Source organism: Actinomyces gaoshouyii, assembly GCF_002072175.1.
Classification (GTDB): Bacteria; Actinomycetota; Actinomycetes; order Actinomycetales; family Actinomycetaceae; genus Actinomyces; species Actinomyces gaoshouyii.
On record NZ_MVIV01000002.1, the window covers coordinates 162505 to 187623 of the forward strand.

Genomic DNA, 25119 nt, shown 5'->3' on the forward strand with positions numbered 1-25119 from the left:
GTCAGTGCCTGTTGTCAGTGGTGATCAGTGGTTCTGACGGCGCTTGTTCACGTAGGCGATGCCGGCGCCGGCCAGGACGAGGAGCCCGCCGACGACCGTGAGGAAGACGACGCCGGAGGCACCGGTGAGCGGAAGGTGGAAGCCCGCGTTCTTCGGGACATCGGTGATCTCCACTGCCATCATCTCATCCTTGTTATCCGCGGAGGCGGCGAGGATCCGGAAGGGAACCGGCTCGGCCTGGAGGGTGTAGCCCTCGGGGGCCTTGGTCTCGACGAAGCAGTAGTAGTCGTCGTTGGTCAGCTGCTTAGTGGCGCCGTTCTCCCAGTCGTTGGCGCGGAGAGCGTCGACGACGACCTTACCGTTGTCCTGGGTGATGAAGGTGCTGGCGTTCTTGACCGTGAGCGGCGTGAGGGCGGTCGCGTCAGTGGCGTCGGAGTCCCTCAGCTGTGGAGTGGTGTCTTTGTTGCCGTCCCACGTGCACTGGTAGATCTGGAACTCGGCGCCCGGGAGCAGGTTGTCGGTGTCCGAGCCCTTCTTGCTCAGCTCGACCTTGCCGTACTTGCTCACGACGGGGTCGGTGCCCGGAATGTTCGTTCCAGGAGTGGTCGGGCGGTCCTTGTCCCAGTTGAACTCAGGGGAGTCCGAGGGGATGAGGAACGCTGTGTTGGAGATACCGCCGTCGAGGCTCGTGTCCGCGGCGAAGGTGGCGGTGAGAATCACCTGGACCTTCGTGGTGTTGTCTCCGTTAGCGCGGGCTGTCGCGATCTTCTTCAGACCCTCAGCGGTGAAATCGACCGTGAGGTAGTTCTTGTCGTCGTTGCCCGCAGCGACGGTGACGGTGTAGTCCGTGTCGGCAGTGAGCGCCTGCGCGTTCGTCCCGACAATCGCGACGCGCGGGTTGAGCTGATCAACTCCCGTCCCCTTCTGAACGCGGGGGTCGAGTTGATCGATGACATTGAACCGCTTGATCGTCTCACCGCCGGCGACATTCACCTTCGGGATAGCGGCATCAATGGTGTACTCGAGGCTGTTCCCGGAACCAGAGGCCTTTCCGGTGTCCACAACCTTCTTCTCGATTCCGGAGAGGGTGTTCTTCGGGTAGACGTGGACGTCGTAGTTCCAAGCATTGGTGTTGCCCGGGCTCGTCATCGGCAGGGTGACGATGAAGTCGGCGCCGGGAATAGCGCCTTTGGCATCGTCGGTCGCACCACCGCGGTGGACCTTGGCGCCAGCGGTGCTGATCTCCTGGACGAGATAGGCTCCGACATCGGTCTTATTGGCGTCGAAGGTGAGGGTGCCATCCGCAGCGGTCTTGCCCTCAAAGGTGGTACTGGTCTTGTGAGCAGCGCTCGCCGTGTTGACATCGCCTTTCGCGGCCGCGAGCTGGGTCCAGCCCTCCTGAGTACTCAAGTTGTAGTCGAGTTTGGTGATCTTGTATGTCACGCCCTCCATCGCGTTGCAGTCGGCCGGAGCCTGCTGCAAGCCTGTGCCAGCAGCAGTGCCGTTGGTATCCGTCTGCTCGCACTTGTGAATGGTGAGAGTCGTGTCAGCATCCTTCTGAACAGTCGCTGCGGCGGGTTGATTCGGGTCGGCAGGGGCCGCCAGCGCACTTGGAATGACAAGCGCACTCGCCGCGCAGGCGGCGGCGAAGAATCCCGCGCCTCGGCGCGTCCTCTGGGAACTCATGGTATCTCCAATATCTCGTGGATGAAGGGATGGATGGGGAACTCAGACCCAGGAAGGCCGAGCCATTGCCCTCACCGAGACGCGTTCCGACGCCTGATGAAGGAGAACAGGGCGAGTGTACAAGCAGCACCAATAGCGAGGACGACCACAAGCACATTCGGAATGATCCCGTGACTACCAGACAGGGGCAGCGCGGCCGCCTCGATATCCTTGATCGCCAGGGTATTAGTGATCCCGGAGGCGGCATCCGAGACGGATGCCACAGCGGTGGGCGCACCGAGCTCATTTCCGTTGAGCACGGTGACATCCGTGTCAGTCACGCGAATGCGCACGGGCCTGGCCAGGAATTGGTGCCCGGGTGGGGCCCTCGTCTCCACGAGCCGGTACTCGCGGTTGATCGTCAGAGCCGCCGTGGTGAAGATTCCGTCCTTGGAGCAGACCATGGCGCCCATATTCACCACGGAGATCCGGTAGGACACGCTGAGCGCGCTCCCCTGGCCGCTCGCCTCGCTCGCGGAGAAGGCGCGCTGCTCCTTGGCGGTGACGCAGCCGGTGTTGCTGTTCCCGCCGTCGGTGTCGCCCGTCATGGACACGACGTTGACTGGGCCGAAGGGCTTGCCATCGGCGCGCGCGGCGCCACAGATGTAATCAGTGGCGGTATCACCCTGAGCATTGGGATCCACCTTGAAGGCGACCTGAGCGGTGAGGACGCGGCTGCCGCCCTTGCCACCAGGCGCCGGGGCCGCAGCGAGCTCGGTCTCATCGAGCCGGAGCGTGCGGTCGACCAGGCCCACCGAGTCGGACTGATCGAGGCGCTTGCCGTCCCTGCGCATGAGCGGCTTCTTGTCGGAGCCGTATGTGCAGCTCACCACCGTTAGCTTCCAGCCGGATGCCGTAGGGGTGTAGGCGGGGGACACCGCGTTCTCCTGGATCTTCGCGGCGCCGTTGGGGGCGAGCAGCTCATAAGTCCTGGGATCAGTGGCGGCGCTCGCCTCGGCGGTGAAGCGGTCCTCCAGCGCGGCTGTGGCCCCGTCCGGGGTCGCCTTGCAGGTGGCATTGGCGGCGTTAGCGGCAAAGCCCCGCAAGCGCAGCTTGTACCTGATCCCGGTACTCGGGTCCGTCCAGGACGTCGTCGAGCGGTCGGAGGCGATCACCAGCTGATCGACAGAGCAGTCTCGGCCCTTCTTGTCGTGGACGTCCTTGCCTCTGACGAACGCCGGGCCGCCGAGGATGATCTCCCCCTCCTCATCAAACTGCATACAGCACCGGGAGTTCGAGGTGTCGATCTCCTTCCAGGGGAAGCTCACGCGAATCTGCCCCTGCGCCATGGAGACGGACAGGTCGCCGCAGTAGGTGATCCCAGGACAATCCGACCCCATGCCGCCGGGGCAGGGGGACGAGAAGAACAGCTGAGCGCCTCCGGGCATGGCGCGCCGCGTGGACGGATCTGGTGAGCATGAAGAACCGTTCTGCTGGAGGACCGGGCGCCGCCGGGGATACGGCACCGCGATGACGTGCTCGAATGAGCCTAGGCAGCCCTACTCGCCCCCAGCATCAGAGTTTGCTGTATCGATACATCACAATGTCATCTCTTCATAGTCTCAAAACTCGCCGATCAATGCGATTTACCGGCCTTTTTCCAACGATCCGTCCGATCATATTGTGCCATTCGTTGCAGCAACGGACCCCTCGTCGAGGTCTCCCCCGCCGACGCCGGACGCCGACGAGCCCGGGAGCGTCACCGTCCTCTCCCCGCCGGCACGCGGTCCGGATCACCGCCGTCGCCGCCCAACGTCGCCCAGGGCGCCCCGACGACGATCGACCGGCCGCGAGCCGAGACCTAAGGGGTCTCCGGGGGCAGCGAAGCCCGGGCGTCGTCGTCGGGCACGAGCGCCACGAGCCCCGCCATGGACAGGCAGCTCGCCGCCACGAGGGCGACCGATCCGGTGGCGTAGGAGGCGAAGTACTCCCCTCGCCCCAGGGGCGAGCCCATGCGGGTCAGCACCCACAGGCCCAGGGCGAGGGAGATACCGGCGCAGAGCGCGCCGACGATCCACAGCGCCGTCAGTCTGGGCGCGGAACCGCTCCCACGGCCGTAGGGGCCCCTGCGCGTCTGCCGCCTCGACTCTCCGTCGTCCCGCTCCTCATGCGCGAGGCTGGGGACGAAGCCGGGTCTGGCGGGATCGGCGATGTCGTCGGGGGACGCATGGGAGGGGGACTCCCCGTCACTCCACGCGCCACCGGCGACCGCGAGGGCGCCCCAGCCCACCGCCAGCAGCACGGCGGCCACGACATCTGCCGGTCGGTGCCACTGGCGCACCAGCGTCGAATAGCCCATGGCCACCGTCATCGCCGCGCCGAGCCAGGCGGCGGGAACCCGCCAGCGGGCATCCACGAGGAGGATGAGCGCCACCGCGGCCGACGCCGCCATCGTGGTGTGCCCCGAGGGGAGCGTGTTGGCGTTGTCCCAGCGCGCGGTGATGCCGTGGTCAGGGCGGAAGAGGATCCAGTGCTTGAGGATCTGCGCGCTGGCGCTCGCCCCGATGACGGCGATAATGGCCCAGCTGGCGCGCCGGTGACTGCGTCGCAGGAGGCCGACCAGCAGGATGACAACGACGAGGAGCACCGCCGCCGGCATTGAGATGGCCGAGAGGACCACGCGCGCGTGCCCGTCCACCCGGTGCGAGCCGATCTCCGAGCCCGCCAGAGCGGCGGCCTCGAGGAACTGGCCCGGCAAGGTGTCCACGAAGGCCCACCACAGCACGACAAGACCGGTGAAGCACGCGACCGCCAGGGCGAGACCCTTGGCGCGCGGGTGCGCCGGGGCGCTCTGGGCCGGTCGGGGGGATCGCATCCAACGATGCTAAATCCCGGCCGCACCGCGGTGGCGCTCGGGTATCGCGATTCGCCGTGGCGCACACCACCCCGCACCCCATCCCCCCTCGCCGAGACCGGTCGATATCAGGAGCGAGACCGGTCCGCGGACCGGTCTCGCTCCTGATATCGACCGGTCTCGGGTATAGGGGCGACCGACTAATGATCCGACATATAGGAGTTGCACTTATCGATTTGGGACTCTACCCTAGTTCTCGACAGAGGGCGTCTCCTCTGGTCGAGCAGCGTTTCACCACCACTCAGGAGGTTCTCCCATGGCCGTTCTCACCATCGGCGACCAGTTCCCCGCCTACGAGCTCACCGCCGTCATCCCCGGCAACCTCAAGGACGTCGAAGCCAGCAAGCCCGAGGACTACTTCACCACCGTCTCCTCCGCCGTCCCCGCCGGCACCTGGCGCATCGTCTTCTTCTGGCCCAAGGACTTCACCTTCGTGTGCCCCACCGAGATCTCCGCCTTCGGCGACCTCTACCAGGACTTCGAGGACCGCGACTGCCAGATCGTGGGCGTCTCGGTCGACAACGAGTACACCCACTACGCCTGGCGCCGCAGCCACGAGAAGCTCCAGAACCTGCCCTTCCCCATGGCCTCCGACCTGAAGCGCGAGCTGGCCGCCGCCACGGGTGTCCTCAACGCCGACGGCGTCGCCGACCGCGCCACCTTCATCATCGACCCCAACAACGTCATCCAGTCGGTGTCCATCACCTCCGAGTCCGTGGGCCGCAACACCGATGAGACCCTCCGCCAGCTCGACGCCCTGCAGTCCGACGAGCTGTGCGCCTGCAACTGGCAGGCCGGCGCCGCCACCATCGACGCCCTGGGCGAGATGACCCACTGAGACCGCATCGCATCACCGCGCAGACGAGCAGCGAACCACCGACGAGAAGAGAAAGCAGATATGAGCATCGACAACCTCCGCTCCGCCCTGCCCGCGTGGGCCAAGGACCTCTCCCTCAACCTGTCCACCCTGTCCCGCTCCTCCACGCTCACCGAGCAGCAGCAGTGGGGCACCTTCGTGGCCGCCGCCGCGGCGACCCGCAACGAGTCCGTCCTCGTGCAGGTCCTCGAGGACGCCCGCGCCCACCTGAGCGAGGAGGCCATCAGCGCCGCCCTGGGCGCGGCCTCCATCATGGCGATGAACAACATCGCCTATCGCACCCGCCACTTCCTGGGCGACGCCTATGAGAACGAGCGCATGGGCCTGCGCATGAACATCATCGGCTCCTCCGGCGGCGTCGAGAAGGTCGACTTCGAGCTGTGGAGCCTCGTCGTGTCCACGATCAACGGCTGCGAGCGCTGCATCACCTCGCACGAGGCCACCGTCCGCGGCGAGGGTCTGAGCACCGAACAGGTCTGGGAGGCCGTGCGCATCGCCTCCACCCTGACCGGCGTGGCCCAGGCCGTCGCCGTCGTCGAGACCATCGGCTGAAGGCCTCCCGCTGCGCACCGGCCAGCGCGCGACGGGGCCCCTCGCACCAACTGCGGTACGAGGGGCCCCGTCGCACTCGACGCCTCGAGAGCCGCGGCGCGGACCGCTCAACGGCCCCGGTGGCTCAGTGCTCAGGATCGACGTCGATCGCTCCCTGGACGTCGTTGAACAGCAGGTTGGAGAGCTCGACCTGCACGGCGGCCACCGACGGCACGTCCTCCAGGATGAGGGGATCACCCGCGCTCGTCTCCAGGCGCAGGGTGCCGGCGCCGAAGATCCGGTCGGTCAGAGCCCGGTCCTGCTGGACATCGCTGATGCGCGACAGCGGCAGGTCATGACCGCGCTTGTTGAGAATGCCCGAGCGCGTGATGACGCGCTTGGAGGTGATTGTGTAGGTCGTCGTCGCCCAGGCCAGCCAGGGCAGGAGGAACACGGGCACCGAGACCGCCAGGACGATGATCCAGACGGCGAGGTGGCTCCACGGGGACCAGTCGCCGGGCAGGAGGACCGACGCCGCGATACCGACGGCGATGAGAACGACCTGCGCCATGATCCGCCACAGGAGGACCTTGGGGTGGGTATGCATGTGCCGGACGATGACCTCGTCCTGGCTCAACTGCTTCTTCGACAATGCCATGGCCCCATCGTGCCAGCAATCACGTCCAGGGGCGAGACGGCCGCGAGTGGCGCCGGGACGGCGGCGGGCGCTGAGCGGCGAGGAGCCGTGGCCGGGCCCGGTAGGCGGCGAGCCAAGACCTCAGAACTCGATCTCATCGAGGCTCGCGACGGTGGGCACCGCGCGCGACGGCCCCTGATCACTCCGCCGCAGGTGGACCACCGGCATCCCCACGGCCAAAGCGCCGTCGACGTCGGAGCCGACGTCGTCGCCGATCATGAGAGCCTCGGCCGGTGCCACTCCGAAGCGCGCGCATGCGGCGGAGAAGATCGCGGGATCGGGCTTCGTGGCGCCCATCTGGGCCGAGGCCAGCATCTCCCAGCCGGCCACGCGGGCGCCGGCGGCGGCGAGCTTCTCCTCCTGGCTGGGGGCGTCACCATTGGTGAGGTAGGCGACCACCAGCGGCGCGGCGGGCCCACCGGCGGCCGCCGCCCGCCCGCGGGCGGCGCGCAGGGCCTCCAGTCGGGCCAGAAAGGAGGGGACGTCGTCGTAGGCGCGCCACAGACGGCGGTAGATGGCGCGGTAGGCGGCCATATGGGCATCGGCCTCGGCGTCACTGAGAGCGCTCCCGCCGGGCACGAATTCGCGCACCCGCTCGCGCAGCTGGCCGCGGAAGTCGAGCTCGCCGGCCTGGTAGCGGGCGAAGTGGCGCCGGTCGATGGCCTCCCACAGCTCGGCGGTCTCCTGCGGGCCGAGCTCCCAGCCCTCCAGGCCACAGGCCCACAGGTAGGAGGCGCGGTCGGAGGCGTAGCGGTGGTCGACGAGGACGCCATCGATATCAACGAGCACGGCGCGAGTGGGCGCCGGCAGGCGGAAGGGACTCATGCGCCCAGTCTGCCCTGCTCATCCGGCCAGGATGTCCAATCCGGCACCCGCGACCACGGGGACGATGCCCAGCAGCACGAAGGCGGGCAGATGGCACAGCCCCAGGGGGATGACGAGGCGGACGGCGAGGCGCTCAGCGGCCTCCTCATCGGCGGCGCGCCGCCCCGCCCGGATCGATGCGGCCGTGCAGCTCAGCAGCGACGATGGCGATGCTCCGTCCTCCCAGCCGGGCCGCAGGCAGCGCTCGAGGCGATCGCGCGAGGCCCGCCAAACGGCGTCCTCGGGCGCGTCCCAAGCCTCCTGCCAACTCGCGCCGATGAGGAGGGCGCGGGAGACAACGCCGAGCTGATCCTCGCCAAGCGCCCGGCCGAGGGCGCCCAGGACCCCGGGCAGGGAAGCGCCCGCCCCGAGGGCGGCCGTGGCGAGGTCGAGAACGAGAGCCTCGTCGACCGGCTCACACAGCGCCGGATCCCGCCGGCCGCCTCGCCCCCATCGGCCCGACGCCGCAGGGCCGTGGATCGCTGCGCGCACGAGTCGGCGGGTGAGGAGATGCCCGACGGCCATGAGGCCGATCCCGGCCGAACCGAGGGCGCTCCCCCAGGACCCTCCCAGGAGAAGGTCCTCGGGATGAGCCCCGACGAGCGCCCCCAGGGCGAGCGCCACCAGCGGCAGGGCGGCCAGGAGGCGCGCGGTGGTGCGGGGCCCGGAGAGGGCGGACTGCCGCGAGGCCCGGGCCCGGCCCGCCTCGGAGACGCCTTCGGCGACGGACTCCAGCACTCCGGCCAATGGCGAGCCCAGGGCGCGGGTGAGGCGGCAGGCGGCGACAGCTCCGGGCACGGCGGCGCGCATGGCCTGATCCGCCGCGACAGCTCCTCCGAAAGGCGGCCGCCACGCCCAGCGCCCCGCGTCGCGCCGCGGCAGCCAGGAGGGCGCCGGGCCACCTGCCAGGGCGGTCAGAGCGGGTGGAACGCCGTCATCGGCAGGGGTCAGGCCCGCGTCCTGCGGGACTCCCGACCGGCCCAGGGCCCGGGACCAGGCCCGATCAGGGGTGGCCCCGGCCCGCAGCAGGGCCGCCACCTCGGTGAGGGTGAGCCCGATATCCGCTCCCCCAGCGCGGCCCCGGCGCTCTCGCGCACTGGCCCGGCCTCCTGCGGCGCCGCACGTGCCTACCTCGCCGCCTGCGTCCCCCTCGCGCGAGCCCCCTGGCGGCGGGCGCATCCCGCGTCGGGCGGGCAGGAGCAGAACGGCCACCGACGTGGCGGCGAGGAGGGCCGTGAGGAGGGGTATCGAGCCGCCGACCGCGCCGCTCATGACTGCGCCCCCGCTCCACGCGCGCCACCCGCCAGGGCGGCCGCTCCCCCGGTGAGCGCGACTAGCCCCTCGTGGGCCGCTCCCGCCTCCATGGCGCCATCGGGTCGGACGCGCAGGCCCTCGCGGCAGACCAGCCGGCCATCCCGTTCACGGCAGAGCAGACCCAGGGAGGAGATGCGACGACGCACCCCGGATGAGCGGGCCTCGCGCCGCAGGTGGATGACGGCGTCGAGGGCGCTGCCGGCCTGCGCGGCCACCGCGATCTCATCGAGGCCCGCGAGCGCTCCCAGCGCGGTGAGGCGGGCGGGGACATCGGCCGGGGAGTTGGCGTGGAGGGTGGCCCACCCGCCCTCGTGGCCGGTGTTGAGAGCGGTGAGGACATCACGGACCTCGGAGCCGCGGCACTCCCCCAGGACGATGCGGTCGGGCCTCATGCGCAGGGCGGTGCGCACAAGGGCGGTCATGGGGACGGAGCCGACGCCCTGGACGTTGTCCCCGCGCTCCTGGAGATGGATGACATGGGGGTGGTCCGGGGCGAGCTCGCTGGCCTCCTCGATGCACACGATCCTCTCATCGGCGGGCACGAGCCCGAGGAGCGCGGCGAGGAGAGTGGTCTTGCCGGTCCCGGTGGCGCCGGTGATGAGGCAGGAGGCGCGCCGCTCCACGAGGGCGGCGAGGATCCGATCGAGACCGGGGGCGATCGTGCCGGCGTCGACGAGCTCGGGCAGGGTGAAGGCACGGCGGCGCTTCGTGCGCAGGCAGATGAGGGTGCCGTCGGCGCTGAGCGGTGGGAGGACGGCGTTGAGACGGGTGCCATCGGACAGAGTGGCGTCGACGATCGGGGCGGCGTCGTCGAGTCGGCGCCCGGCCGAGGCGGCCATGCGCACCGCCAGTGCCCGGGCCTCGGGCTCGTCCAGGCGCGCCTGCGGGACGGGCTCGAGGCCGCTGCCGCGGTCGATCCAGGTCATCCCGCCGCCGACGAGCACGTCGGTGACGCCCTCCGCCTCGAGGAGGGGCGTGAGGGCCGCCCCGGCGCCATCGACGTCGGCGTGGACGAGACGGGTGAGGGAGGCGATGCCCGTGGCGCCGGTGGTGGAGCCGGCCCCCTCGCTGAGCGCCCGCCCGAGACCCGCGCCCCGGGCGAGGGCGCCGCGAATGCGGACGAGGTCCGGGGCGATGCCGTGATCGGGGAGCTGGGCGCCGCGCGGGGCGGGCTCCGGGCTCATGACCGTCCCTCCTCCGGCTCGGCCTCCCAGGGGGCTCGCGAGAGGACGGCATCGTCGCCCTCCAGGAGCTGGGCGGCGAGCGAGCGGATGGCTCGGCGCAGGGGGCCGCGGCTGCGGGCGGGGTCGTCGCCCCGGGCGATGCGGGAGGCGATCGAGTGATCCGACGGCGCCCGCCCGAGTACCTTCGCACCGGTGAGCCCGGTGATCTCCTCGGGGGAGAGGTCCTCCCCGATCCGGCGCAGGACCAGGCCGAGGCATCGCGGCCCCTCAGCGCGCTCCTGTCCCAGGATCTCCGCCGCCGGGCGGTCGCCATCCTCCCGGCCCTGCCTGCCCCTGCCCAGACGGGCGACGATGGACTCGGCGGCCTCGGCGGAGCGGACATCGCATCCCATGACGATGACGACCTCGGCCCCCGGCGGCGGCTCGGCGCCCCGGGGGAGGTCCACCAGGACGACGTCGTGGCAGGCCCCGACCGCCGCGAGCGCGGCGGCGACCTGCGGGGCGCTCACCGGGCCGCCGCGGGGGTCGCCGGTCAGGAAGCGGATCCCCGACCATCGCGGCAGGGCCTCGGCAAGGCGCTCGGGGTGGTAGGCGCTCTCCTGCTCGGGCAGGTCCCTCCAGCGCAGTCCGGGCCGGGCCCCCTCACCCATCATGAGGTCGATGCCGCCTGCGGGGTCGAGGTCGACGATGGCTACACCGCGCCCCGCCGCGGCCATGGCGCGGGCCAGGAGCAGCAGGATCGTCGTGGTCCCCAGCCCTCCCCTGGCCCCTGTCAGGGCGATGACGCGGGCGCGCCCCGGGTGGCCGGTCGCGATGATGAGGGAGGCGAGCGCCCCGGACTGCGGGGCGTCGAGCGCCTCGTGGAGCGTGGCGGCGGAGATGTCCGGGCGGAGCGACAGGCTCTCCGCCAGGGCGGGGAGGTCGTCGGGCACGAGGATGAGGGCGTGGGTGGCGCCTGTGCGACGGCGCAGGGTTCTCGCGCGCTGGACGAGGTCGGAGGCCGCTCGGGGCGCCTCGGGATACGAGCAGACCAGCGCCTGGGGCTCCAGGCCCGTGCAGGCCAGGACGATATCGGCGGCCCATCCGGGCAGGGGTTCCTCAGGGGCCCCGTCCTGGTGGCCGGGGCGGAGCAGAACGGCGACGACGACGTCATCGGCGAGGGCATCCCCCGCGGATTCACCCGGCGCCCCGGATCCCCACTGCTCGCGCTCCCCCGGAGGCCAGTCACCGGGATCCTCCTCGCGGGGCCGCCCGCTCTCAAGGCCTCCCGCCCCTGCGGCGCTGCGGGCGCCGAGGGCGGGCGCTTCCGGACGTCCGCGCAGCGCTGGGAGGCCTGGATGGGTGGAGCGGGGTGCGGCATGTCGCATGGTGGACTCCTTCGCGGACGGATCGGCGGGGCGCGGTACCGCTCCAGGGTTGCCCACCCGGGATCACCCGGGGTGATGGCCTCCACATGAGGAGCCGGAGGCGGCGCGTCCGAGCGCATGTGGTTCCCGGCCGCCGCGGCCCGGCGCGACCACGACCGGGCGCGGCGGGGCAGCGTCGGGCGCTTCGCCGTCGCCCGCTCACTCCGCCCGCCCCGCCTGGATCGCGCGGCACAGCTCGACGCCCTGGGTGATGCCCACGAGGATCGCCTCGGCCTGCCAGATCGTCCAGGCGATGACGCCCTCGGCGTCGCCTCGCGCATAGGCGGCCGCCGCGTCGCTGTAGGCCCCGGGGGCGCGGCGCGCGTAGGCGTCGGGGACGGCCACGCCCGTGGGCTCCAGTCCGTCGCGGGCGATGAGATGGCGCACGAGGAGGCGGCCGAGCGCCGCGTTAGCGGCCGTGAAGGGGCGCGCGGTGATCATCTCCCCATGGACGACGGCGGCGCGCACCAGCGCCGGGACACCGGGGGCGGCGATGATCGCCAGGAGCGCGTCGAGCCGCTCGGCCAGGGCCCGCCCCCGGGGGGCCGTGCCAGGCCCTCCCTCGCGCGGCACCGCCCCCAGTGCCACGGAGCCGACGGTCCCCCCGCTGCTCCGCGCGCCCGCGACGCCGTCGCCGCCCTTTGCCCCCTCGGTGCCGCCCCCGATGCCGCCCCCGCCCGGCGGGAGCGCGGTACGCGGCACGGCCACCTCGTCGAGCCCGATGGCCCCCGATGCCGCCAGGGGGCCCGCGAGATCGCGGTGCAGGCCGGCCAGGAGCGATCGTGGGGAGGGCTCGGCGGGCCGGGCCTGCCCGCGCAGGTCCGGCATGAATCCGGTCAATCGCACGCCCGCGCGCCAGATCCCGGCGACGGCGTCGAGCGAGGGGTCCCCACTCAGCGGCCGCTCCAGGCGGCCCGCAACCACATGCTCGCGCAGCGCGGACGCGCTCACCAGCGCCCCCTCGATCGCTCCCGAGGCGATGGCCCCCCGGATTACGGCCTCCGCCCGAGCCTCGCGCCAGCGCCGCCGCAGCGCCTCGTGCCAGCGCAGTTGCGCGCTGGCCTCGCGCACCGCCTCCTGTGCCTGGGAGACGCGAGCGTCCTGGGCGATGGCCGCCAGGGCGCTGACGAGAGCGCGATCGGCGCCTCCCGCCCCGGCACCGCTCACGCCGGCTCCTGGCGCGATTCGGGCGGGCGCGCCAGTGCCACCGGCGAGCCGCGCCCCACCGATCCCACCGGGAACCGCGGAGCCACCCGGGCGCCCACCCGAGGCGCCCGACGACCGACCGATACTCGCTCCCATGGTGATCACGGCGCCACTCTACGGGCCCGCTGGAACTACGCTGAGCACGTGACCTCCTCGGAATCCCTTCCCCAAGGCGCCCGTCCCAGCGCGGTGCCGCCACCAGGCAGTGGAACAGCCACTGGCGCTCCCCAGCCCAGTCCCGCCGGTGGCCCCGCACCGCGCGGGCGCCGCCACGACCACATCGCCGCAGCGGTACTGGGCGCCGCGGTGACGCCCCTCACCCTGACGTTGACCGGGCTCGCCGGCCAGGCCTCCTCGCAGGGCCACCTGCTCGTGGGGGCGGGGCTCCTCGTGGTGCTCGTCATCGCGAGCACGGTGGTGCAGGCGGCCTTCGGCCGGCGCTCCTCCCTGGGCGGTCTCATCGGCGGCCTCGTGGCGCTCGCCGCGCAAGCGGCGATCCTCGCCTCCAGCGAGTGCGCCGCCTCCGCGCCGCAGGCCTGGGCCCGCCAGCTCATCCCCACCGGCGCCGTGCTCATCCTGGCGGGCCTGCTCATCGGCGGTTCCCTCGGCCTGCGCCGGGCGCGTCGCGCCGGGCGCGCGTGGGCGCGCCTGTCCGCGCTCCTGGGGCGCTCCGACCAGGAGCAGGGCAGTACTCCAGCCGCCCCGCCGTCGCGCCGCAATGATCACCTCTTCTCCCTGGCGTGGGTGACCATCTGCTCGCTCATCTCGGTCGCCCTGGCGGACCGCGCCTACTCCGCGATCGTCGCCAGCGGAGACGCGCCCGTCTCCCCGTGGGCGCTGGCCGGAATCCTCCTCACCTCGATCGGAGCGGGCGCCGGCGTCACGCGCTCCTCCCTGGGCGCCAGGGTGGCGGGCCCGATCGTGTTCATCGGGGCGCTCCCGGCCTTCCTGTCCGCGTCAGCCTCAGACCGGAGCGCGATGGTGCCCCATCTGACAACCGACCCCACGGCCAGCGCCGTCCTCATGCTGGGCGCAGTCGTGAGCGCGATCGGCTGGGGGGCTCATGTGGCGCGCCGCCAGGGCATCACCGATGAGAAGGACTCCTGGGCCGATCAGCGCGCCGTCGCCCTGGAGACCTAGCCGGGCTCCGAGGAGGGGCTCACTCCCGCAAGCGCGCGAGGCACGGGCCACCGGCACGCCTCCCGGGCCCGGCGCCCGCCCGCCACTACGGTGGTCCCGAAGAAGGAGGCCCCGTGACCACCAATCGTCCTGACCAGCCCGATGAGCTCGGTAGCGCCAGCACTCCCGAGCAGGCCATCGAGTCCCTCGATTCGGCCGGCGAGCCCGTTCCTTCCCTGGAAGCGCCGGCGCCCATCGTCGGCGACGACGGCGAGAGCATCACCACTGGCAGCTCCGCCCTTCCCGACGGGCTGCCCGGATCGATCCCCCCGGGTACCGGCGTGGTCCTCGCCGCACGGCGCGGCCAGGAGGCGCGGGACGCCGAGGGGGCTTCTCGCGACGGGGGCATCCAGGACGATCGGGGTGACGGTGGGAGCGACGGCGGCGCCGAGCCGACCGCTGCCGTGGCCCCGCCGGACGAGCCCGTCATGACAGGGCCCGAGGCCACCGCCGTCGCGCAAACGGTCGCGGCCCCTCCTCCGCTTCCCGGCGCCCCCATCCGGCGCCGCAGCCGCCCCCGCGACCCGGATGAGGAACGTGAGTCGACGGCGGTGCGGCGCCGCTCGCTGTTCTCGCCGATGGTCCCCGTCGGGGACGCCGCGGAGGACGGCTCCCAGGCCCTGAACGACGGTGGGACCGCCACACCCTCCGATGATGCCGGGATCTCGGGCGCCGCCGTGAGCCCCACCAGCGCCGGCAGTGCGAGCAGCCCCTCCAGCACCACCAGTGCCACCAGTGCGCTCACCGGCGGCTCCGCACCCACACCCGGCGACGGCACCCCCTCCCTGCGCGTCGAGGCGGCCAGCGCCCCGGACGGGCCGGAGTCCTCCGGCCCGCACTGGACGAGCAAGTCCAGCTGGACGCCGGACCCCTCCTCTAGTCCCCTTCCCCCCGCGCCGCCGCTGCCCTCCTCGACGGTCGCGCCGGTGGCCTCGTCCGAGGAGGCCGCCCCGGAATGGTCCTCCGTCATCGCCCCGGGCGCGTCCGACGACGAGGCCGACAGCGCCTCCGCCTCGCCTGCCGCACCCCCCACCCGGCGCCGTCGTCGCGCGGAGGCCCGCAAGCCGGCTCCCGTCGATGAGGAGACCGGCGTCGACGACGACGTGCTGCTGGACGGCTCGACCGTCGTCGGCAAGCCCGCCTCTCGCTTCGGTGCGCACTGGGCGGGGCTCCTCATCGCCGTCGTCCTGCTGCCGCTGTCCTGGTTCTTCGGGCACACGGCGCGCCACTCCTTCGGGACCACCGCCGCCCGCAACCCCGAGGGCGCGATGAGCGTCAACGGGGTCATCGTCATCGCCCTGAGCGCCCTCTGCCTGGGCATCGGGCTGTGGATGGCGCGCCGCTCCTCCCTGGGCACGATCCTCATGGGCGCTCTCACGGCGCTGGCGGGCATTCCCGGCCTCATCTCCCCCGCCGCCACCCATCGGGTCCTCGAGCAGGCCCTCGGCGCGGCGGCCGACCGCACCTCCCTGGGCAAGGACCTCCTGGAGTTCCTGTGGCTCGACCTGTCCCGCGGCACCTTCCTCCTGGTCGGCATCGTGGTGCTCATGGTCGGGATCGTCTCCCACTCCGCGCGCCGTGCCGGGCGCCGTGAGCAGGAAGTCATCGACCGCGTGCGCAAGGTCTCATGACGGCGCCCGCGCCCGCCGCCATGGCGAGCGCCAGGGACGCCGCCCGCGATGCGACTCCGATCGTCGTCGGCTATGTGACGCTGGGATTGGCCGCGGGGATGCTGCTGGCGGCCCAGGGCCTGGCCTGGTGGTGGGCGCCGGTGTGGAGCGTCGTCATCTACTCGGGCACGATGCAGATGCTGCTCGTGCCGCTGGCCGGGGCGGGCGAGCCCCTGGGGGCGATCGCCGCCTCGACGCTGTTCGTCTCCGGGCGGCATGCCTTCTACGGGCTGGGCTTCCCCCTGGATCGCGTGCGGGGCCGGGCACTGGTGCGCCTGTACGCCGTCCACGCGATCACCGATGAGGTCTACGCACTGCTGTCCGCCAAGGACCGCCACGCGATGACGAGCCGGTACGTGCTCACCGTGGAGGTCATCAGCCACTCCGCCTGGGTCTCGGGCGCGACGGCGGGGGCGCTGGCCGGGCAATGGCTGGCGGACGCTTTCGGCGAGAGGATCAGCCTGCTGGGCTTCGTGCTCACCGCGCTGTTCGTCGTGCTCGCCATCGAGAACTGGCGCGCCCACCCCGATACCGCCGCCCTGTGCGTCGGGATCATGGCGGGGGCGGTGGGCCTGACCATGGGCGGTTCGGCGGCACTGCTGAGCGCACTGGGAGCACTGGCCCTCGGGCTCATCGGGTTGTACGCCGTGCGTCACCGTCGTGCGCTCGGCGCCGAGGGCGCCGGTGACCGGGGCCTCGGGCGCGTCGGCGCGGGCCGGGCCGGCCTGGAGGCGGCCGATCGGGACGCGGCGGACCCGGGTACGGCGGGCCCGGAAGGAGGCGAGTGATGCCGCTGTCGAATCCCGGGATCGCGTTCGCCGTCGTCGTGGTGGCCGTGATCACCCTGGCCTGCCGCCTCGCTCCCTTCGCGCTGCTGCGCGGGAGGCGCTCGCCACTGCTGGCCTTCCTCGCCGACGCCATGCCGCTGGGCGTCATGATCGTCCTGGCGGCCTACACGCTCGACGGCGTGAGCTTGGCCCCGGCGTCCTGGCTTCCCGCCGTCGCCGGCATCGCGGCGACGGCCGGGCTGCACCTGTGGCGCCGCTCGATCGGGCTGTCGCTCATCGGCGGAACGGCCGTGTACGTGGCGGCGAGCCTGGCCATGGCGTAGGGCCTCAGGCGGCCGGGGCGATCTCCGCCAGGAAGGGCAGGATCGCCTCGACGAGCTCGTCAGGGGCCTCCTCGGCCGGGAAGTGGCCGACGCCGCGCAGCACCGCTTTGCGCATGAGCCCCGAGACGTGGTGGGTGTCCCGGGCGTGGGCCTGGGCGGGTTGGACCGGGTCGCTCTCCCCCTGGATGGACAGCACGGGCACGGCGATCGGGGCGGCCAGGGCGCTCATCTCGGCGCGGTGCAGCCGACTGCGCTTGACGGTCTCGATGGGGCCGCGCGCGGCCCCGGGCCGGGCGAGCAGATCGGCGTAGTAGTCGCAGGAGGCCAGGACGCGGTCCACCCGGCCATGGCCGACCAAGGAGCGCAGGACCCGCTCCATGCCCCGGTGCGTCGTGAGGGTGCGCTCGGGCAGCGCGGGGATGCGCAGGGACAGGTGCTGCAGGGCGGTGCCGGAGAAGAAGGCCCGGCCGCGCAGGGAGCGCACCGCCACCGGGTGCGGCGCGGCGACGGGCACGATCCCGGCGACGAGGTCGGGGCGCATCCCGGCCATGACCCAGGCGACCTGCCCGCCCAGGCCGGCGCCGACGACGACGGCCCGCTCGTGGCCGAGGGCCGCGACGACGCGCACGGCGTCGTCGGCGAGGGTGTGCAGATCGTAGCCGGAGGGAGGGCGGTCCGAGCCTCCGAATCCGCGCAGGTCCAGGGCGGCGACGCGGTGCCCGGCCTCGGCGAGGCGCGGGATGACGTGGCGCCAGGCCCACCAGCACTCCGGGAAGGGGTGAAGGAGGAGGACGAGCGAGTCGGAGCCCTCCGGCCCGGCCAGAGCGGCGTGGAAGCGGGTCCCGCCGGCGGTGAGGTCGCGGTGGGCCCACGGACCGGGGCGAGTGATGGCGACTGGCATGCCCCCACTCTATCGGCGCCCCGCCACCCCTCCCATCGCCTCCCCCTATTTTCGACCGGTCTCGGCAATAGGTATGAGTGATGGAAGATCATGGAGCAGCGCGCCGCTACACCCCGACGCGGGGGCAGAGGGCCTCAGCCACCAGTGCGCAGTCCCCGCAGCGCGGCGAGCGGGCGCGGCACACGGCCCGGCCGTGCTCGATGAGCCGGTGGCAGCCATCGGTCCAGCGCTCCGGCTCCCACAGCGCCGCGATGTCGCGCTCGACCCGCAACGGGTCGGCCCACTCGGTCCACCCCAGGCGCCGCGCCAGCCGACCCACATGGGTGTCCACCGTAATCGCGGGGATGCCGAAGGCGTTGCCGAGCACCACGTGCGCGGTCTTGCGGCCCACCCCCGGCAACGAGGTGAGCGCCTTGCGATCAGGCGGGACGACGCCGTCGAAGCGCTCCATCAGCCCCTGCCCCAGGCCGATGAGCCGTGCTGCCCGGGTTCGCTGCATCCCCAGGGGGCGGATGATCTCCTCCAGCGCCTCCGGATCAGCGCCCGCCAGCGCGACGGCGTCGGGGAAGCGCGCGAAGAGCTCCGGGGTCACCGTATTGACCCGCGCATCCGTGGTCTGCGCCGACAGGACCGTGGCCACCAGCAGTTGATAGGGCCCATCATGGTCCAGCGCACAATGCGCGCCCGGGTAGAGCACCGCGAGCTCGTCATCAACGGCCCGAGCCCGCACCGCAAGCGATTCCCTCATCCATCCCTCCGCATCGAGCGCCATTGCATCGGTCGCCAACTGTTGCGAGACTACAACCCGCGACCGCGTGCCTCATATCACAAGGCATGGCAGGATAGGCGCCAGCGCTCGCCCAGTTGCCTCCGGGAGCCCCCGGCAGCGATTCGGACGCCGTTGCGAGCCCGAGTACCACCGCACCGATAGCACCGGAGGAGCTTCGTGGAAGACAGCATGATTTCCAGGATCCCACTTTTCGAGGGCATCAACCAGGAGGAGCAGGAGGAACTGCGGGCCATGATGGCGCAGACCACTCTGCGCCGCGGCGAGACCCTCTTCAACGAGGGCGACCCCGGTGACCGGCTCTACATCCTGCTCAGCGGGAAGATCAAGCTCGGCCACGCCTCAATGGACGGGCGCGAGAACCTCCTGGCCGTCCTCGGCCCCGGCGAAGTCGTCGGCGAGCTCACCCTGTTCGACCCGGGCCCTCGCTCCACCACGGCCACCGCCGTTGCCCCCACCGAGCTGCTGGCCCTGGAGCACAACCAGCTCATGAGCTTCATCGAGACCCACCCGGCCCTGGCCAAGGACATGCTGCGGGCGCTCGCCCAGCGCCTGCGCCGCACGAACGTCGCCCTGGCGGACCTCGTCTTCTCCGATGTGCCCGGGCGCGTGGCCAAGGCCCTCCTCGACCTCGCCGACCGCTTCGGCTCGGCCACCGACGACGGCGTGCACGTCCCGCACGACCTCACCCAGGAGGAGCTCGCCCAGTTGGTCGGCGCCTCCCGCGAGACCGTCAACAAGTCGTTGGCCGAGTTCGTCTCGCGCGGCTGGATCCGCCTGGAGGGCCGGGCCGTCACGCTGCTCGACGTCGACCGCCTGCGCCGCCGCGCCCGCTGAGGCCCCGCCGCGCCCACTCGTGCGGGCCCGCACATTCGCGCGCATCAACCACGACGAACGGCCGAGGGGCCGGCTCTCCACGAGTCGGCCCCTCGGCCGCGAATCCGTCCGGCGTCGGCGCGCCTGGTGGCTCGGGCGTCGCCCCCTCGACGCCCCCGGGCACCGAGGCGCCTCGTCGGTTCAGGCGCGGGGGCGCTTCATGTAGGCGACCAGGTTCTCCGAGCCGGTGGGGCCGGGGATGACCTGCACGAGCTCCCAGCCGTCAGCGCCCCACTGGTCGAGGATCGCCTTGGTGGCATGGGTGAGCAGGGGGACGGTGGCGTATTCCCAAGTAGTCATACCGCCAAGCCTACGAGCTGGCGAGACGGCCGGGAAGCGGCGGCCGACGGGGCACTCAGCGCACTCGCGCCAGGATCCTGGGGGCACGACGGGCGTGGATCTCAGCGACGAGCTCGTCGTCCTCCCGGCGCAGCCACTCGCCCCAGTCCTCGACCTCGGGGAAGCGCCGCAGCAGGGCGCGCCTCTCACGCTCGGTCAGACCGCCCCACACCCCGAAAGACGACTCGGAGTCGAGGGCCTCAGCCAGGCACTCCATCCTCACAGGGCAGGTGAAGCACAGGGTCCGCGCGTCACGCTGCTCCGCGCCCTTGCCGAAGAGCTGGTCAGGCTCCGCATCCGCGCAGGCCGCGCGCGCCGCCCAGGTCTGGTCGATCATCCTCATCCCATCTCCAGCGGTCAGGTCCAGCATCGTTGTCAGACCCGTCACATACCCCGACGGTAAGGCAGTCGAGCCCATTCCACCAAATCCTCTCCGACCCGCGCCGTCGTGCAAGCCCGGCTGGAAAACGGCCGATAGCCGCCTGGGTGCGACCTGGACAGGAGGCGCCGTCGCGGAGCCGGTCATCCAACACTCGGACAGGAGCCGGGGCGCCGGGTGCGACCCGTACCACCCACCCCTGCATCGAGTCCGCCGACCACGTAGTCTGGGGGCATGTCGAAGACCTCTGCGCGTACCCTCGACTCACAGCAGCTCCTGTCTGCGCTCCTCGCCTTCATCGTCATGTCCACCGTCGGCGGCCTGCTCGCCGCGGGCTTCGCCGTGCCCTTCGTGGGGGCGGCGAGCGTGATCTCGAAGGCGTCCCTGGAGTTCTTCGAGGACCTGCCCGATGACTTCAAGGTGCTCGAACCGAGCCAGGTCTCGGTCCTGCGCTCCTCCGACGGCACTGAGATCGCCCAGTTCTACGCCGAGAACAGGATCGTCGTGCCGCTGAGCGATATCAGCAAGAACGTGCAGAACGCCGTCATCGCCGTCGAGGACCAGCGCTTCTACCAGCACAAGGGCGTCGACCCCACCGGAATGCTGCGCGCGCTGGCCTCCAACGCGGCAGGCGCCGATCGCCAGGGCGCCTCCACCCTCACCCAGCAGTACGTGCGCAACGTCCTCGTGGAGGCCGGTATCCGCAGCGGCGATCCCACGAAGATCCGCGCGGCCACCGAGACGACGACGGCGCGCAAGCTCCGGGAGATCAAGTACGCCCTGACCCTGGAGAAAACCCTGCCCGACGCCAAGAACCAGATCCTGGAGGGGTACCTCAACATCGCCGCCTTCAGCCCCTCCACCTATGGGGTGGAGGCCAGCGCGCAGCACTACTTCAGTCATTCGGCCAAGGAGATGAGCATCCCCGAGGCGGCACTGCTGGCCGGCCTGACCAACGCGCCGGGCGCCTATGACCCGGTGACCTATCCCGATCTGGCCAAGGACCGCATGGACTGGGTCCTCCAGAAGATGCTGGAGAACGAGTTCATCGACCAGGCCCAGTACGACCAGGCAGTGGCGACCCAGATCAGCGACATCCTCCACGTCACCAACCAGGTCGGCGGATGCGCCTCGGCGGGGTCCGCGGCCTACTTCTGCGACTACGTCGTCGGCGAGATCCAGAACTCCGAGCTCTTCGGCAAGACGGCCACCGAGCGCAACCAGCTGCTGCTGCGCGGGGGCCTGCAGATCACCACCACCCTGGATATGAACAAGCAGAAGGCCGCGGACGACACGATCGCCAACTACGTCCCCGTCGGCGATCCCTCGAACGTCAAGGGAGCCATCGTCGCCGTCGAGCCCGGAACGGGCAAGATCCAGGCGATGGCCCAGAACACCACCTATGGGACGGACAGCAACGACTCCTCGGTCACCCAGATCTCCTTCTCCGCTGATTCCAAGCACGGCGGCATCGAGAACAACGGCTTCCAGCCGGGATCCTCGTTCAAGCCATTCGTACTCGCCCAGTGGTACCAGATGGGCCGATCCGGGTACGAGACGATGAACACCGATCCCACCACCTTCCCGGCCGGCAACTGGAACATCTCCTGCAGCGATGACTCCTACGTGGAGCAGTGGAAGGTCGGCAACGCCAACCCGGGCGAGGGGGGCTCGCACTCAGTGCTGCAGTCCACGGCCATGTCGATCAACGTCGCCTACGCCAAGATGATCCAGCAGATGGACATCTGCGCGGTGACGGACCTGGCCGCCAAGATGGGCGTGACCAAGGCCGATGGCAACCCGATCGACCCCCGGCCCTCGATCACTCTGGGCACCATGAACGTCCCCCCGCTCAACATGGCCAACGCCTACGCGACCTTCGCGGCGCATGGCGTCTACTGCAAGCCGATCGCCATCAACAAGGTGACGGACCACAGCGGAACCGAGATGGCCGTGCCGAGCGCGGACTGCTCGCAGGTGATGGACCAGACCGCTGCGGACAGGGTCGCCCTGACCCTCACGCATGTCCTCGGAGGCCAGGGAACCGCGAAGAACTACGCCCTGGCGGGGCGGCAGGCCGCGGGGAAGACGGGCACCACGGAGGAGATGGACAACGCCTGGTTCGTGGGCTTCACCCCGCAACTGTCCTCCGCCGTGTGGATGGGCCACTCCGAGGGCACCAAGGCGATGAATGGCCAGTACATCGGCGGGCGCTACTACGCCACCATGTACGGCTCGGACGCTCCCGCGCCCATGTGGAAGCAGTTCATGGACACCTCTCTGGCGGGGACGGGGGCGGAGCCCTTCACCCAGGTGAGCCTGGGCGCGGCTCAGCCCGCGCAGCCGTCGGGCGGCAACGCGAGGCGGGCGTCCGGCCAGGTCCCCGCCCTTCCGGGCGACGCCGGGGTCCAGGCGGGCGCGCAGGCGGCTCAGGCAGCGCCGGCGGACCAGTCCGGGGCAGTCGCGCAGGCTGACGCCGTGCTCCCGGCCGGGCAGGTCCCGGGCTCCGCGCCCACGGCGGCCGGCCGCCAGGAGTTCACGTCCAACCTGAGCTCCTCCGGCTCCGGGGGCGCCGCGGCGACCGGCCCGGCCGGCGGCAACGGCTGACCACTGGCGAGCACTCACGATCCTGGGGCCCTTCGACATGACGACTGCTATGACCGCGCTCCCGCGCACATCCTCCTCCCGCGCACGGCGCCTTGGCGCCGCCCGCGCTCTGGGTTCCCTCGCCGCTCTTGGCGCAGGCGTCCTGGGCTACGCGCTCCTCGAGGCGCGCCTGCCGGTGCTGCGGCGCTTCTCCGTGCCCGTCCTGGCCGACGGCGAGGAGCCGATCACGATCCTCCACCTGGCCGATCTGCACCTGACCGACAGCACGGAGACGCGCGTGGCCTGGGTGCGGGGCCTGGCCGCCGAGCACCCCGACGTCGTCATCTCTACGGGCGACCACCTGTCCTTCGCCTCGGGCCTGGAACCGCTCCAGCGGGCGCTGGAGCCCTTCGTGGGACTGCCGGGGGCCTTCGTCCTGGGGGACCACGACTACTACTCCTCCGTATTCAAACTGCCGACCCGCTACCTGCGCCGCGACCCGCGAACGGCGGACGCCGAGGACGCGCGCGAGCACCTCGTGGAGCTGCCCTGGCGGGAGGTCATCGAGCTGCAAGCCTCCGGCGGCTGGGCGGACCTGACGAACGCGCGGGGGACCCTCACGGTGCGCGGGCGGAGAGTGGACCTGGTCGGCGTCGATGATCCTCACGCCGAGCGGGACTCCTACCCCGTTCCGGACGACGGCTCCGACGGCGCGGCTTCAGCCGCCCTCCTCCCGCCGATCCTCGACCGCTCGGGGCGGGCGCTGCGCCTGGGGCTCGCTCACGCCCCCTACCAGCGAGTGCTGGACGCGATGGCGGGTGACGGCGTCGCCCTCGCCCTGGCGGGCCACACCCATGGCGGCCAGCTCTGCCTGCCCGGTTTCGGCGCGCTCGTGACGAACTGCGACCTGGATCGGCGGAGAGTCACGCAGCGCCTATCGCAGTGGCCGGGGCGCATCGGGGATCCGAGCGCAGCGAGGGACATGTACCTGCATATCAGCGCGGGGCTGGGCACGAGCCCCTACACGCCCGTGCGCGTGGCCTGCCGCCCGGAGGCGACGCTGCTCACCCTCGTCCCGGCGCGCTGAGGGCCGCACTGGGAGCTCGGCGGAGCTCGCCCAGCTCTAGGTGGAGCGCCTAGGAGCGCCAGCGGGCGAAGCCCCCCTCGGAGTTGATGACCTGACCGGTGATCCAGCGGGCGTCGTCGGCCAGCAGCCAGGTGATGAGTCGGGCGGCGTCGTCGGGCTCCCCGAATCGTCCGAAGGGGAGCATGCCGCGGAGGGAGTCGAGGGCCTCGGCGGTGAGGTACCCGGTGTCGATCGGGCCGGGGTTGACGGTGTTGACGCGGATACCGTGATCGGCGAGCTCGTCGGCGATGGTCAGCGTGATGCCGGCGATGGCGGCCTTGGCCGCGCCGTAGGCGATCTCGCCGGGCAAGGGCCCCTGCGCCTGGCCGGAGGTCAGGAAGACGATGGCGCGGGTCGGGTCGGAGGACGGGACGGCGGGTCCCTCATCCGCTTCCCCGGCCCGTTCCCCGACGACGGCGCTGGCGAAGGCCTGGGCGAGAAGGATCGAGGCGCGGGCGTCGACGGCCCAGTGCCGGTCGAGGACGTCCTCGGTGATGTCGAGCAGGAGGGCGTCGGGCTCGCTCATGGCCTGGTTGCACACGAGAGCGGTCAGCGGGTGGCCGGCATCGGCGGCGGCTTCGACCGCGGCGGCGACGACGCGGGCGGGCTGGCCGGAGGTTGCGAGGTCGGCGCCGATGGGGGTGAGGCGGGCGCCGTCGGTGAGATGGGAGGCGATGGAGGCCATGACGGCGTCGATGTCGTCAGCGCCCCAGGCCTGAGCGGCGTCATGGGGCGAGTAGTGGTGGGCGACGATGCTGGCCCCCTGGGCGGCGGCGCGGCATGCGATGGCGTGGCCGATGCCGGCGCGGCGGCTGACCCCGGTGACGAGGACCGTTCGGCCTGCGAGTGGCAGGGGATCAGGGGACAGGTCTGCGCTGGTCATGGGGGAAGTCAAGCGCGCCGCGCGGGCACGGGCAAGGGACGGGCGTCCCCGATGGCACCCTCCCCCGCAGGACTCCCAGTGATGGACGACACCTGACGGGCGACCGATGGTGATTTCCCTCGGCGCAGGCGGCCCAGCTATAGTTGCCGCTGCACACACACGGGGTGTGGCGCAGTTTGGTAGCGCGCTTCGTTCGGGACGAAGAGGTCGTGGGTTCAAATCCCGCCACCCCGACCAGCATGTGGCCACCATCACACAATGGTGGCCACTTTTCGTTGGAAACATACACGGGGCAGCGTCGACCAAGACTCCACACGAGATTGCGACTACCGGGCAACCACCTTTTCGTCGCGGTCGCCCGTTGCCTTGTTGGTGGTCGCCGGCGAAGGAGTGCCGACGGCTAGGCCAGCGGTGGTCGGCATGATGTCTCGCCCCTGTCTTTCCAATGATCGGCCTCGCGGATCCAGCGGAAGGGATTGTGGGCCGCAGGCCGAGCGGCACCGGGCCATCAGGCTCCTCAATTCGCGGGACACGGGCACCCCGGCACGGCCCCCGGACTCCACCGCCTGTCCCCGGAGCATCGCCCGGCGTCTCGGGGGCAGGGCCGGACGGCGCGCGCCGCCG

The 25119-nt window shown here is 71.6% G+C and carries 23 protein-coding genes and 1 tRNA gene; 10 read left to right on the forward strand and 14 right to left on the reverse strand.

Annotation, left to right across the window (positions count from 1 at the left end; translation table 11 throughout):
• Nucleotides 1-24: 24 nt before the first annotated feature.
• The 3 genes from B1H50_RS02465 to B1H50_RS02475 form a co-directional block, all read right to left on the reverse strand.
• Complete coding sequence (locus B1H50_RS02465) at nt 25-1686, reverse strand: SpaH/EbpB family LPXTG-anchored major pilin (RefSeq protein ID WP_080462203.1); 1662 nt, start codon at nt 1684-1686, stop codon at nt 25-27.
• A gap of 71 nt (nt 1687-1757) precedes the next feature.
• Nucleotides 1758-3113 (reverse strand): hypothetical protein, encoded by a 1356-nt coding sequence (locus B1H50_RS02470; protein ID WP_143231748.1) that lies wholly within the window; start codon nt 3111-3113, stop codon nt 1758-1760.
• A 413-nt stretch (nt 3114-3526) separates the two neighbouring features.
• Nucleotides 3527-4540 (reverse strand): phosphatase PAP2 family protein, encoded by a 1014-nt coding sequence (locus B1H50_RS02475; protein ID WP_080462205.1) that lies wholly within the window; start codon nt 4538-4540, stop codon nt 3527-3529.
• Nucleotides 4541-4835: 295 nt separating this feature from the next.
• On the opposite strand from B1H50_RS02475, the gene B1H50_RS02480 reads away from it, so the two are divergent.
• A complete protein-coding gene (locus tag B1H50_RS02480) occupies nt 4836-5417 on the forward strand; it encodes a peroxiredoxin (RefSeq protein WP_080462206.1) in 582 nt (193 codons plus the stop codon).
• A gap of 60 nt (nt 5418-5477) precedes the next feature.
• The gene (locus B1H50_RS02485) at nt 5478-6008 is read left to right on the forward strand and encodes a carboxymuconolactone decarboxylase family protein (protein ID WP_080462207.1); all 531 of its coding nucleotides are present in this window, start codon (nt 5478-5480) and stop codon (nt 6006-6008) included.
• A 124-nt stretch (nt 6009-6132) separates the two neighbouring features.
• Here the strand turns inward: B1H50_RS02485 and B1H50_RS02490 are convergent, their stop codons facing one another.
• The 6 genes from B1H50_RS02490 to B1H50_RS02515 all read right to left on the reverse strand — a co-directional run bounded on the left by B1H50_RS02490 (nt 6133) and on the right by B1H50_RS02515 (nt 12763).
• Nucleotides 6133-6645 (reverse strand): PH domain-containing protein, encoded by a 513-nt coding sequence (locus B1H50_RS02490; protein WP_080462208.1) that lies wholly within the window; start codon nt 6643-6645, stop codon nt 6133-6135.
• A gap of 120 nt (nt 6646-6765) precedes the next feature.
• On the reverse strand, nt 6766-7509 hold the full coding sequence (locus tag B1H50_RS02495) for an HAD family hydrolase (RefSeq protein ID WP_080462209.1): 744 nt from the start codon (nt 7507-7509) through the stop codon (nt 6766-6768).
• Nucleotides 7510-7527: 18 nt separating this feature from the next.
• The gene (locus B1H50_RS09495; protein WP_095532456.1) at nt 7528-8820 is read right to left on the reverse strand and encodes a hypothetical protein; all 1293 of its coding nucleotides are present in this window, start codon (nt 8818-8820) and stop codon (nt 7528-7530) included.
• A complete protein-coding gene (locus B1H50_RS02505; protein WP_080462210.1) occupies nt 8817-10046 on the reverse strand; it encodes a TadA family conjugal transfer-associated ATPase in 1230 nt (409 codons plus the stop codon). The genes B1H50_RS09495 and B1H50_RS02505 overlap by 4 nt, the downstream gene beginning before the upstream one ends.
• Nucleotides 10043-11413 (reverse strand): nucleotide-binding protein, encoded by a 1371-nt coding sequence (locus B1H50_RS02510; protein WP_080462211.1) that lies wholly within the window; start codon nt 11411-11413, stop codon nt 10043-10045. The genes B1H50_RS02505 and B1H50_RS02510 overlap by 4 nt, the downstream gene beginning before the upstream one ends.
• Nucleotides 11414-11611: 198 nt before the next feature.
• Nucleotides 11612-12763: a Fic family protein gene (locus B1H50_RS02515; protein ID WP_080462212.1), complete on the reverse strand. Its 1152-nt coding sequence runs from the start codon at nt 12761-12763 to the stop codon at nt 11612-11614.
• 39 nt (nt 12764-12802) lie between these two features.
• Between B1H50_RS02515 and B1H50_RS02520 the strand changes: the two genes are divergently transcribed.
• From B1H50_RS02520 to B1H50_RS02535, 4 genes are all read left to right on the forward strand, one after another.
• A complete protein-coding gene (locus tag B1H50_RS02520; protein ID WP_143231749.1) occupies nt 12803-13798 on the forward strand; it encodes a hypothetical protein in 996 nt (331 codons plus the stop codon).
• A gap of 113 nt (nt 13799-13911) precedes the next feature.
• Nucleotides 13912-15468, forward strand: coding sequence for a US12 family protein (locus B1H50_RS02525; RefSeq protein WP_080462214.1), 1557 nt, complete (start codon nt 13912-13914; stop codon nt 15466-15468).
• On the forward strand, nt 15465-16295 hold the full coding sequence (locus B1H50_RS02530) for an AzlC family ABC transporter permease (protein WP_229657834.1): 831 nt from the start codon (nt 15465-15467) through the stop codon (nt 16293-16295). The genes B1H50_RS02525 and B1H50_RS02530 overlap by 4 nt, the downstream gene beginning before the upstream one ends.
• On the forward strand, nt 16295-16618 hold the full coding sequence (locus B1H50_RS02535) for a branched-chain amino acid transporter permease (protein WP_164505214.1): 324 nt from the start codon (nt 16295-16297) through the stop codon (nt 16616-16618). Before B1H50_RS02530 ends, B1H50_RS02535 begins: the two co-directional genes overlap by 1 nt.
• Before the next feature lie 4 nt (nt 16619-16622).
• Here the strand turns inward: B1H50_RS02535 and B1H50_RS02540 are convergent, their stop codons facing one another.
• Both B1H50_RS02540 and nth read right to left on the reverse strand, forming a co-directional pair.
• Entirely contained in the window at nt 16623-17519 is an 897-nt protein-coding gene (locus B1H50_RS02540; RefSeq protein ID WP_080462216.1) for an alpha/beta fold hydrolase, read from the reverse strand.
• A gap of 106 nt (nt 17520-17625) precedes the next feature.
• Nucleotides 17626-18267, reverse strand: a complete 642-nt coding sequence (gene nth, locus B1H50_RS02545) for an endonuclease III (RefSeq protein WP_229657833.1) — start codon at nt 18265-18267, stop codon at nt 17626-17628.
• Nucleotides 18268-18465: 198 nt separating this feature from the next.
• Here nth and B1H50_RS02550 point away from each other — a divergent pair, with 198 nt between their 5' ends.
• Nucleotides 18466-19143 carry a Crp/Fnr family transcriptional regulator gene (locus tag B1H50_RS02550; protein ID WP_080462217.1) on the forward strand — a complete coding sequence of 226 codons (678 nt, stop codon included), beginning with the start codon at nt 18466-18468 and terminating at the stop codon, nt 19141-19143.
• A 180-nt stretch (nt 19144-19323) separates the two neighbouring features.
• Here the strand turns inward: B1H50_RS02550 and B1H50_RS09500 are convergent, their stop codons facing one another.
• Both B1H50_RS09500 and B1H50_RS02555 read right to left on the reverse strand, forming a co-directional pair.
• Nucleotides 19324-19482 carry a DUF4177 domain-containing protein gene (locus B1H50_RS09500; RefSeq protein WP_095532457.1) on the reverse strand — a complete coding sequence of 53 codons (159 nt, stop codon included), beginning with the start codon at nt 19480-19482 and terminating at the stop codon, nt 19324-19326.
• 55 nt (nt 19483-19537) lie between these two features.
• The gene (locus B1H50_RS02555; protein ID WP_080462379.1) at nt 19538-19864 is read right to left on the reverse strand and encodes a WhiB family transcriptional regulator; all 327 of its coding nucleotides are present in this window, start codon (nt 19862-19864) and stop codon (nt 19538-19540) included.
• Between the two features lie 270 nt (nt 19865-20134).
• Between B1H50_RS02555 and B1H50_RS02560 the strand changes: the two genes are divergently transcribed.
• Together B1H50_RS02560 and B1H50_RS02565 are read left to right on the forward strand one after the other, a co-directional pair.
• Nucleotides 20135-22507, forward strand: coding sequence for a transglycosylase domain-containing protein (locus B1H50_RS02560; protein WP_080462218.1), 2373 nt, complete (start codon nt 20135-20137; stop codon nt 22505-22507).
• 49 nt (nt 22508-22556) lie between these two features.
• Nucleotides 22557-23573 carry a metallophosphoesterase gene (locus B1H50_RS02565; protein ID WP_080462219.1) on the forward strand — a complete coding sequence of 339 codons (1017 nt, stop codon included), beginning with the start codon at nt 22557-22559 and terminating at the stop codon, nt 23571-23573.
• Nucleotides 23574-23622: 49 nt separating this feature from the next.
• Here B1H50_RS02565 and B1H50_RS02570 read toward each other — a convergent pair whose 3' ends face one another.
• Nucleotides 23623-24495, reverse strand: coding sequence for an SDR family oxidoreductase (locus B1H50_RS02570; RefSeq protein ID WP_080462220.1), 873 nt, complete (start codon nt 24493-24495; stop codon nt 23623-23625).
• 160 nt (nt 24496-24655) lie between these two features.
• Here B1H50_RS02570 and B1H50_RS02575 point away from each other — a divergent pair.
• Nucleotides 24656-24732, forward strand: a tRNA-Pro gene (locus B1H50_RS02575).
• Nucleotides 24733-25119 lie beyond the last annotated feature (387 nt).

What these genes read in the sequence shown, in the direction of transcription:
- B1H50_RS02465 (WP_080462203.1), bottom strand. Translation starts at nt 1,686, where the DNA reads ATGAGTTCCCAGAGGACGCGCCGAGGCGCGGGATTCTTCGCCGCCGCC.
- B1H50_RS02470 (WP_143231748.1), bottom strand. Translation starts at nt 3,113, where the DNA reads ATGCCCGGAGGCGCTCAGCTGTTCTTCTCGTCCCCCTGCCCCGGCGGC.
- B1H50_RS02475 (WP_080462205.1), bottom strand. Translation starts at nt 4,540, where the DNA reads ATGCGATCCCCCCGACCGGCCCAGAGCGCCCCGGCGCACCCGCGCGCC.
- B1H50_RS02480 (WP_080462206.1), top strand. Translation starts at nt 4,836, where the DNA reads ATGGCCGTTCTCACCATCGGCGACCAGTTCCCCGCCTACGAGCTCACC.
- B1H50_RS02485 (WP_080462207.1), top strand. Translation starts at nt 5,478, where the DNA reads ATGAGCATCGACAACCTCCGCTCCGCCCTGCCCGCGTGGGCCAAGGAC.
- B1H50_RS02490 (WP_080462208.1), bottom strand. Translation starts at nt 6,645, where the DNA reads ATGGCATTGTCGAAGAAGCAGTTGAGCCAGGACGAGGTCATCGTCCGG.
- B1H50_RS02495 (WP_080462209.1), bottom strand. Translation starts at nt 7,509, where the DNA reads ATGAGTCCCTTCCGCCTGCCGGCGCCCACTCGCGCCGTGCTCGTTGAT.
- B1H50_RS09495 (WP_095532456.1), bottom strand. Translation starts at nt 8,820, where the DNA reads ATGAGCGGCGCGGTCGGCGGCTCGATACCCCTCCTCACGGCCCTCCTC.
- B1H50_RS02505 (WP_080462210.1), bottom strand. Translation starts at nt 10,046, where the DNA reads ATGAGCCCGGAGCCCGCCCCGCGCGGCGCCCAGCTCCCCGATCACGGC.
- B1H50_RS02510 (WP_080462211.1), bottom strand. Translation starts at nt 11,413, where the DNA reads ATGCGACATGCCGCACCCCGCTCCACCCATCCAGGCCTCCCAGCGCTG.
- B1H50_RS02530 (WP_229657834.1), top strand. Translation starts at nt 15,465, where the DNA reads ATGACGGCGCCCGCGCCCGCCGCCATGGCGAGCGCCAGGGACGCCGCC.
- B1H50_RS02535 (WP_164505214.1), top strand. Translation starts at nt 16,295, where the DNA reads ATGCCGCTGTCGAATCCCGGGATCGCGTTCGCCGTCGTCGTGGTGGCC.
- B1H50_RS02540 (WP_080462216.1), bottom strand. Translation starts at nt 17,519, where the DNA reads ATGCCAGTCGCCATCACTCGCCCCGGTCCGTGGGCCCACCGCGACCTC.
- nth (WP_229657833.1), bottom strand. Translation starts at nt 18,267, where the DNA reads ATGAGGGAATCGCTTGCGGTGCGGGCTCGGGCCGTTGATGACGAGCTC.
- B1H50_RS09500 (WP_095532457.1), bottom strand. Translation starts at nt 19,482, where the DNA reads ATGACTACTTGGGAATACGCCACCGTCCCCCTGCTCACCCATGCCACC.
- B1H50_RS02555 (WP_080462379.1), bottom strand. Translation starts at nt 19,864, where the DNA reads ATGAGGATGATCGACCAGACCTGGGCGGCGCGCGCGGCCTGCGCGGAT.
- B1H50_RS02560 (WP_080462218.1), top strand. Translation starts at nt 20,135, where the DNA reads ATGTCGAAGACCTCTGCGCGTACCCTCGACTCACAGCAGCTCCTGTCT.
- B1H50_RS02565 (WP_080462219.1), top strand. Translation starts at nt 22,557, where the DNA reads ATGACCGCGCTCCCGCGCACATCCTCCTCCCGCGCACGGCGCCTTGGC.
- B1H50_RS02570 (WP_080462220.1), bottom strand. Translation starts at nt 24,495, where the DNA reads ATGACCAGCGCAGACCTGTCCCCTGATCCCCTGCCACTCGCAGGCCGA.